Genomic DNA, 7,669 nt, shown 5'->3' with positions numbered 1-7,669 from the left:
CTGCTCGACGGCAAGCACGCGACGACGCACTGGCGCTATGCCGGTGCGCTCGCGCGCCGCCATCCGCGCATCAGTGTTGATCCGGACGTGCTCTACATCGACGAAGGCCAGGTGCTCACCTCAGCCGGCAGCGCGGCCGGGCTCGACCTGTGCCTGCATATCGGGCGCCGCGACTTCGGCCCGAAGATCGCGAACGAGGTCGCACGCCGCCTGGTGATCGCGCCGCATCGCGACGGCGGCCAGGCGCAATTCATCGAGCGTCCCGTGGCCCGGCGCGAAGGCGACGCGCGCCTGCCCGCGCTGCTCGATCGCCTGCAGCGGCAATTGAAAACGCCGATCAGCGTCGCCGACCTGGCACGCCGCGTCGCTATGAGCGAGCGCACGTTTCTGCGCCGTTTCCGCGAAGCCACCGGAATGACGCCGAGCGACTGGCTCGCAGCCGCGCGCGCGGACCGCGCCAAGGAACTGCTCGAAAGCTCGGCGCTGTCGATCGACGAGATCGCTGTCGAGGCCGGGTTCGGCACGGCGATGACGCTGCGCCACCATTTCCGCCGGCGCCTCTCGCTGAGTCCCAGCGCCTACCGGCATCGTTTTGCCCGCCGCCGCGACGGCAAGCAATAAGGCCGCGCTTCGCGCCGCGCGGGCCGCGCAGTTACAATACACGACCCTCATTTTCATCGCGCCCGCGTCTCGCGCGGGCCAGGCAGCATCGTCATGGAAAAAAGTTTCGAACCCCGGGACATCGAATCGAAGTGGTACGCCGCGTGGGAAGCCGCGGGCGACTTCCAGCCGCGCGGCGACGGCGCGCCGTACTGCATCCTGCTGCCGCCGCCGAACGTCACCGGCACGCTGCACATGGGCCACGCGTTCCAGCAGACGGCCATGGATGCGCTGACGCGCTACCACCGCATGCGCGGCTTCCGCACGCTCTGGCAAGGCGGCACCGATCACGCCGGCATCGCCACGCAGAAGATCGTCGAGAACCAGCTCGCTGTCGACGGCAAGTCGCGTCACGACCTCGGCCGCGAAAAATTCGTCGAGCGCGTGTGGGAGTGGAAAGGCCAGTCCGGTTCGACAATCACCAACCAGATGCGCCGCCTCGGCGCCTCGGTCGACTGGTCGCGCGAACGCTTCACGATGGACCCGGGTCTGTCCGCGGCGGTCAAGCGCGTGTTCGTGCAGTGGTATCGCGATGGCCTGATCTACCGCGGCCGCCGCCTCGTCAACTGGGACCCGGTGCTGATGACGGCCGTGTCCGACCTCGAGGTCGACAACCAGGAGAAGGAAGGATCGCTCTGGTTGATCCGCTATCCCGCGAGCGACGGTGGCGAGGGCATTGTCGTTGCGACGACGCGCCCGGAAACGATGCTCGGCGACGTCGCCGTGGCGGTGCATCCGGAGGACGAGCGTTACCAGCACCTGATCGGAAAAATGCTCGATTTGCCCTTAACAGGCCGCAAAATTCCGGTCATTGCTGACGACTACGTGGATCGAGAATTTGGCACGGGCGCGGTGAAAATTACGCCCGCGCACGACTTCAACGACTATGTCGTGGGACAACGCCACCGTCTTCCATTGCAAAGCGTGCTCACACTTGATGGGAAAATCATCAGTCGCGAGGATGAAGAAAAAATTTGGGCAAACGGCAAAGTTCCACGTACTGGGACTCTCCCTCTGATTGCTTTTGAAGATGGTTTCATCACCAAGTTCATTCCTGGGGAGTATCAGGGATTGGATCGCTTTGTTGCCCGCAAACAAATCGTCGCCGATCTCGAAGCCGCAGGCCTGCTCGTCGAAACGAAGAAGCACAAGCTGCAGGTACCGATCAGCCAGCGCACCGACGCCGTGATCGAACCGATGCTGACCGACCAGTGGTTCCTCGACCTGACGAGCGACACGCGCGTCGACGGCAAGCCCGGCCCCGGCGGACGCAAGGCGATCACCGAGCCCGCGCTCGCCGCGGTGCGCGACGGCGAGATCAAATTCGTGCCGGAAAACTGGGCGACGACTTACAACCAGTGGCTGGAAAACATCCAGGACTGGTGCGTCAGCCGCCAGCTCTGGTGGGGCCACCAGATTCCGGCGTGGTACGACGAGGCCGGCAACATCTTCGTCGGCGAAGACGAGGCCGACGCGCGCGCACACGCAAGCGTGCAGCCGGTCGGCGCGCTCAAACAGGACGAGGACGTGCTCGACACCTGGTTCTCCTCCGCGCTGTGGCCGTTCTCGACGATGGGTTGGCCGAGCGAGGCGCCGGTGAAGAACGAACGCGGCGAAGTCGTCGCGAACTGGCCGCAGGACCAGGCGTTCCTGCCGAGCGCGGTGCTAGTCACCGGCTTCGACATCATCTTCTTCTGGGTCGCGCGCATGGTCATGGCGACACAGTACTTCACCGGCAAGGTGCCGTTCCGCGAGGTCTACATCAACGCCATCGTGCGCGACGCCGAAGGCCAGAAGATGTCGAAGTCGAAGGGCAACACGATCGACCCGCTCGATCTGATCGACGGCATAGCCCTCGACGCGCTCGTGAAGAAATCGACCGCCTCGCTACTGATCCCGCAGGTGCGCGAGAAGGTCGAGAAGCGCATTCGCAAGGACTATCCCGACGGCATCGCCGCGGTCGGCACCGACGCACTGCGCTTCACGTTCGCCGCTCTGGCGACCTACGGTCGCACGATCAACTTCGACTTGAAGCGTGCCGAAGGCTACAAGGCGTTCTGCAACAAGCTGTGGAACGCGGCGCGGTTCGTGCTGATGAACTGCGAAAACTATTCCGTCGCCGCCGGCACGCCACTCACGCTTGCGACCGAACCGGAGAAATGGATCGTCGCGCGCCTGCGTGCCGCGCTGGCCGAAGTCGAGGCGCAGATGAAGCTGTACCGCTTCGATCTCGTCGCGCAGGCGCTGTACGAATTCGTCTGGAACGAGTATTGCGACTGGTTCGTCGAGCTGGCCAAACCCGCGCTCAGCGGCGACGACAGAGCCACAGCGGAATCGACGCGGCACACGCTACTCGCCGTGCTCGAAGCCGCACTGCGCGCGCTGCATCCGATCACGCCGTTCATCACCGAAGAAATCTACCAGTCAGTCGCGCCACTGCTCGGCTTGAAGGAAACCAGCATCACGCAGCGCAGCTATCCGCGCGCCGATGACTTCCCCGCCGACGATGCAAGCGCGAGCGGCGACATCGAATGGCTGCGTGCGGTGCTGACCCAGGTCCGCCGCATCCGCAGCGAAATGAACATCGCGCCGGGCAAGACGATTCCGTTGCTGTACGCGAACGGCAACGCAAGCGATCGCGCGCGCGCGGACAAGTTCGCCGCGCAAATCGCCTTCCTCGCCAAGGCCGAGTCGCAGCGTTGGCTCGGCGCAGGCGAAGCGGAACCTGCCGCTGCTGCCGCAATCATCGGCGAGATGAAGCTGCTGATTCCGCTCGCCGGTCTGATCGACCTGTCGGCGGAGAAGGCGCGGCTGGAAAAGGAAATCAAACGCCTTGACGGTGAACTCGCGAAGTCGAGCGCGAAGCTCGCGAATTTCGGAGAGAAGACGCCGGCGGCCGTCGTCGAACAGGAAAAGCAGCGTGTTGCCGACTTTACAGCCATGCTGGGCGGTTTGAAGGAGCAGTTGGAAAAACTTGGCGGAGCTTGAGCACAGCAACTCTTTTGCTTGGCTTTAGTTTTTTAATCATCGGGTCTCGTTTGCCGCGGCGAGGGCGTGCCGGAAAAGCCCCGGGGTCGCACGCACGACGCGCGCACTACCGAAGGCAGCGCGGCATGGGGGCGACATCTTTTCGCACCACTATGCAGTGAACGGATGCGTTGCCATCCAATGCCGCGCGATGTCGACGCGGCGGCAGATCCATACCTTGTCGTGCACGAGCACGTGGTCGAGAAAGCGTTCGAGCGCGGCGATGCGCGCGGGCCGGCCGACGATGCGCGCGTGCAGGCCGATCGAGAGCATCTTCGGCGCATCGAGGCCGTTCGGATCGCCCTCGCGCCAGAGCACGTCGAACGCGTCTTTCAAATAATCGAAGAACTGCGTACCCGAGTTGAAGCCCTGCATCGCGGCAAAGCGCATGTCGTTCGTGTCGAGTGTGTACGGCACGATCAGTTGCGGCACGCGCGCAGGCGCACCGTCACGCACGATATCGACCTGCGCCCAATACGGCAGATCATCGGCATAAGAATCGGCGTCGTAAAGATAACCGCCCTGCTCGGCGACGAGGCGACGCGTGTTGGGCGAATCGCGGCCGGTATACCAGCCGAACGGCGCGTGGCCGCAGAGCTCGGCGAGGATCGCGGTCGCCTGCGCGATGTGAGTGCGTTCTGTCGCCTCGTCGAGGTTCTGGTAGCTGATCCAGCGCAGGCCATGGCTCGCGATCTCGTGGCCGAGTTCCTGGTACGCGGCGAGCAGTTCGGGTTTTCGTCGCAAGGCCATCGCCACAGCGAAAACAGTCAGCGGCAGCTTGCGCGCCTCGAACGCGCGCAGCACGCGCCACACGCCCGCGCGCGAGCCGTATTCGTAGAGCGACTCCATGCTCATGTGCCGTGCGGGGAACGCCTGCGCGCCGATGATCTCGGACAGGAAGGTTTCCGACGCCGCGTCGCCGTGCAGCACGCAATTCTCCGCGCCCTCCTCGTCGTTGAGCACGAACTGCAGCGCGATGCGCGCGCCACCCGGCCAGCGCGGATGTGGCGGCGCACGGCCGTAGCCGATCAGGTCGCGGGGATAAGCAGAGTTGGCGGAGGCGTTCATTTCGCCGCATGATCGCACAATGCGACCCCGGCTTCGTATCTTCACGATGGCGATCCTCGCGACCCTGACCTCGGCCTGCTCGACGCTGCGCTACGTCGCCCACGTCGCGCACGGTCAGGCGCAGCTCGTGAGCGGACGCGAGCCGATCGCGAAAGTGATCGCCGATCCGGCGACCGACACGAAACTCGCCGCGCGCCTGCGCCTCACGCAGGAAGCGCGCCGTTTCGCCTCGACCCATCTGCATCTGCCGGACAACCGCAGCTATACGAGCTATGTCGATCTGAAGCGGCCATATGTCGTCTGGAACGTGTTCGCCGCGCCGCGTTACTCGGTCGACCCGATCCTGCACTGTTTTCCGATCGCCGGCTGCGTGCCGTATCGCGGCTGGTTCGACGAGGCGCTTGCGAAAGCGGAGGCGGCGAAGCTGGAAGCGCGTGGCGACGATGCCTACGTCGGCGGCGTGACGGCTTATTCGACGCTGGGCTGGTTCGCCGACCCGATCACCTCGACGATGCTGCGCTGGGACGACGACGAGCTGATCGGCACGCTCTTCCACGAACTCGCACACCAGCAGCTTTACGTGAAGGACGACACCGCGTTCAACGAGTCGTTCGCCAGCTTCGTCCAAGATGAGGGCTTGCGCGAGTGGCGCGACGCGCGCGGCGAAAGTGCGCACGAGCAGCGCGATCGCGCCGCCGGCGACGACTTCGCGCGCCTCGTGCTCGATCTGCGCGAACGACTGCGCTTGCTTTATGCGAGCAGGATCGACGTCGCGGCGATGGAAACGGCCAAGCAGGACGAGATCGCCGAATTCCGCAAACGCTACGCCGAATGGCGCGACACGCGCTGGCCAAACGATCATCGCTACGACACCTTCGTCGCCAACCCGATCAACAACGCGGCGCTGCTGCCGTTCGGCCTCTACGACGGCTGGATGCCGGCGTTCGCCGCATTGTTCGTGCAGTCGGGGAACGACTGGATCGCGTTTTACGCGCGTGCCGGCGAACTGGCACGCCTGGGCAAGACTGCTCGCGAGGAAGGATTGCGGGCACTGGCCGCGACGGTCGCTCGGTAGATTTCGCCGTCTAGACGTCCAAAAACGTGACGCTTGCGACGCAGCGGCGCGCGTCTGTAGAATCGGTCCATGCGCATGCTGCCGCTATCGCTGCTCCTTCCTGGACTCGACCTTACCCTCGGCCGGGATCCGCTACGCGCGCCTTGAACTCTCCCTGATCCCGGCCATCGACCAGACCTTCGCGGAAGGTCGGCAGGAGAGACGCGCGCCGTCGAATTTTCTCCCCGCAACACCCATGGCCGAATCATGATCCCGAATCCGCAAACCAAGTACCGCCCCTTCCCGACCGTCGACTTGCCCGACCGGCAGTGGCCCAACCGCCGCCTCACCGCGGCGCCGATCTGGCTGTCGACCGACCTGCGCGACGGCAACCAAGCGCTGTTCGATCCGATGAACAAGGCGAAGAAACTGCGCCTGTTCGACGAGCTCGTGCGCGTCGGTTTCAAGGAGATCGAGCTCGGCTTCCCGGCCGCATCGCAGATCGACTTCGACGTGATCCGCCACCTAATCGAAAACGACCTGATCCCGGACGACGTCACGCCGATGGTGCTGACCCAGGCGCGACCGGAGCTGATCGAACGCACGATCGAATCGGTGCGCGGCGCCAAGCGCGCCATCGTCCACGTCTACAACGCGACCGCGCCGCTGTGGCGCCGCGTCGTGTTCAACATGGGCGTCGAGGAGATGCTCAAGCTCGTCGACACGCAGGTCACGCTGATCAAGCGCCTCACCGACGCGCGGCCCGGCACCGACTGGCGCCTGCAGTATTCGCCGGAGACGTTCTCGATGACCGAGCTCGAGGTCTCGCTCGCCGCGTGCAACGCCGCGACGCGCGCCTGGGACGCGGGCCCGGGCCGGCCGATCATCCACAACCTGCCGACCACGGTCGAAGTGGCGACGCCGAATGTCTTCGCCGACCAGGTCGAGTGGATGCACCGCAACCTGGAACGGCGCGAGCACGTGGTGCTCTCGGTGCATTCGCACAACGATCGCGGCACCGGCGTCGCCTGCGCGGAACTGGCGATGCTGGCCGGTGCGCAACGCGTCGAGGGCTGCCTGTTCGGCAACGGCGAGCGCAGCGGCAACGTCGACATCGTCACGCTCGCGCTGAATTTGTATACCGAAGGCGTGCATCCGGGTCTCGACTTCTCCGACATCAACGCGACCGCGCGCATCGCCGAGGAATGCACGCAGCTGCCGATCCATCCGCGCCATCCCTATGTCGGCGACCTCGTCTTCACCTCGTTCTCGGGCTCGCACCAGGACGCGATCAAGAAGGGTTTCGCCGCACGCAAGGAAGGCGATTTCTGGGAGATGCCGTATCTTCCGATCGATCCGGCCGATGTCGGCCGCAGCTACGAAAGCATCGTGCGCGTGAACAGCCAGTCGGGCAAGGGCGGCATTGCCTACCTGCTCGAACGCGACCACGGCATCGTCCTGCCACGGCGCATGCAGATCGAGTTCTCCTCGATCGTGCAGCGGCATGCCGACGCGAGCGAAACGGAGATCACCAGCCCGGAACTGTGGAAGCTGTTCGAGCGCACCTACCTGAGCTGCGCGAACGACACGAACGGCTTCGTCTACCGCTCACACAACGCGCGCGCGACGGATGAGGGCCACTCGATCGATCTCGACGTTGCGGTCGACGGTCGGTCGCACATGCTGCGCGGCCAGGGCGCGAGCGTGCTCGATGCGACGGCGCAGGCGCTGCCGATGTCGCTGCGCATCGACAGCCACGAGCAGCTCGGTGCCGCGAACGGCGATGCGGTCGTCATCGTCGAGGCCGCGCACGCGGATGCGCCCGGCGCGCGCTTCGGCGTCGGTCGCCATGTCGATCGC

General features: G+C 65.1%; 5 protein-coding genes. 4 read left to right on the top strand and 1 reads right to left on the bottom strand.

Annotated features, from left to right (window positions below; genetic code table 11):
* Both VF497_RS03900 and VF497_RS03895 read left to right on the top strand, forming a co-directional pair.
* Nucleotides 1-621: helix-turn-helix domain-containing protein (locus VF497_RS03900; RefSeq protein ID WP_330886328.1), on the top strand; the 621-nt coding region annotated here is incomplete at its 5' end.
* 93 nt (nucleotides 622-714) lie between these two features.
* The gene (locus VF497_RS03895) at nucleotides 715-3,648 is read left to right on the top strand and encodes a valine--tRNA ligase (RefSeq protein ID WP_330886327.1); all 2,934 of its coding nucleotides are present in this window, start codon (nucleotides 715-717) and stop codon (nucleotides 3,646-3,648) included.
* Between the two features lie 150 nt (nucleotides 3,649-3,798).
* Here VF497_RS03895 and puuE read toward each other — a convergent pair whose 3' ends face one another.
* The gene (gene puuE, locus VF497_RS03890) at nucleotides 3,799-4,755 is read right to left on the bottom strand and encodes an allantoinase PuuE (protein WP_330886326.1); all 957 of its coding nucleotides are present in this window, start codon (nucleotides 4,753-4,755) and stop codon (nucleotides 3,799-3,801) included.
* A 46-nt stretch (nucleotides 4,756-4,801) separates the two neighbouring features.
* On the opposite strand from puuE, the gene VF497_RS03885 reads away from it, so the two are divergent.
* Both VF497_RS03885 and VF497_RS03880 read left to right on the top strand, forming a co-directional pair.
* Nucleotides 4,802-5,830 carry an aminopeptidase gene (locus tag VF497_RS03885; RefSeq protein ID WP_330886325.1) on the top strand — a complete coding sequence of 343 codons (1,029 nt, stop codon included), beginning with the start codon at nucleotides 4,802-4,804 and terminating at the stop codon, nucleotides 5,828-5,830.
* Nucleotides 5,831-6,076: 246 nt separating this feature from the next.
* The coding region (locus VF497_RS03880; protein WP_330886324.1) for a 2-isopropylmalate synthase at nucleotides 6,077-7,669 on the top strand (1,593 nt) is incomplete at its 3' end.

The organism is Rudaea sp. (assembly GCF_036383415.1).
Taxonomy (GTDB): domain Bacteria; phylum Pseudomonadota; class Gammaproteobacteria; order Xanthomonadales; family Rhodanobacteraceae; genus Rudaea.
Note: the sequence above shows the minus strand (reverse complement) of the source record. Positions and strands in the feature narration are given on the sequence as shown.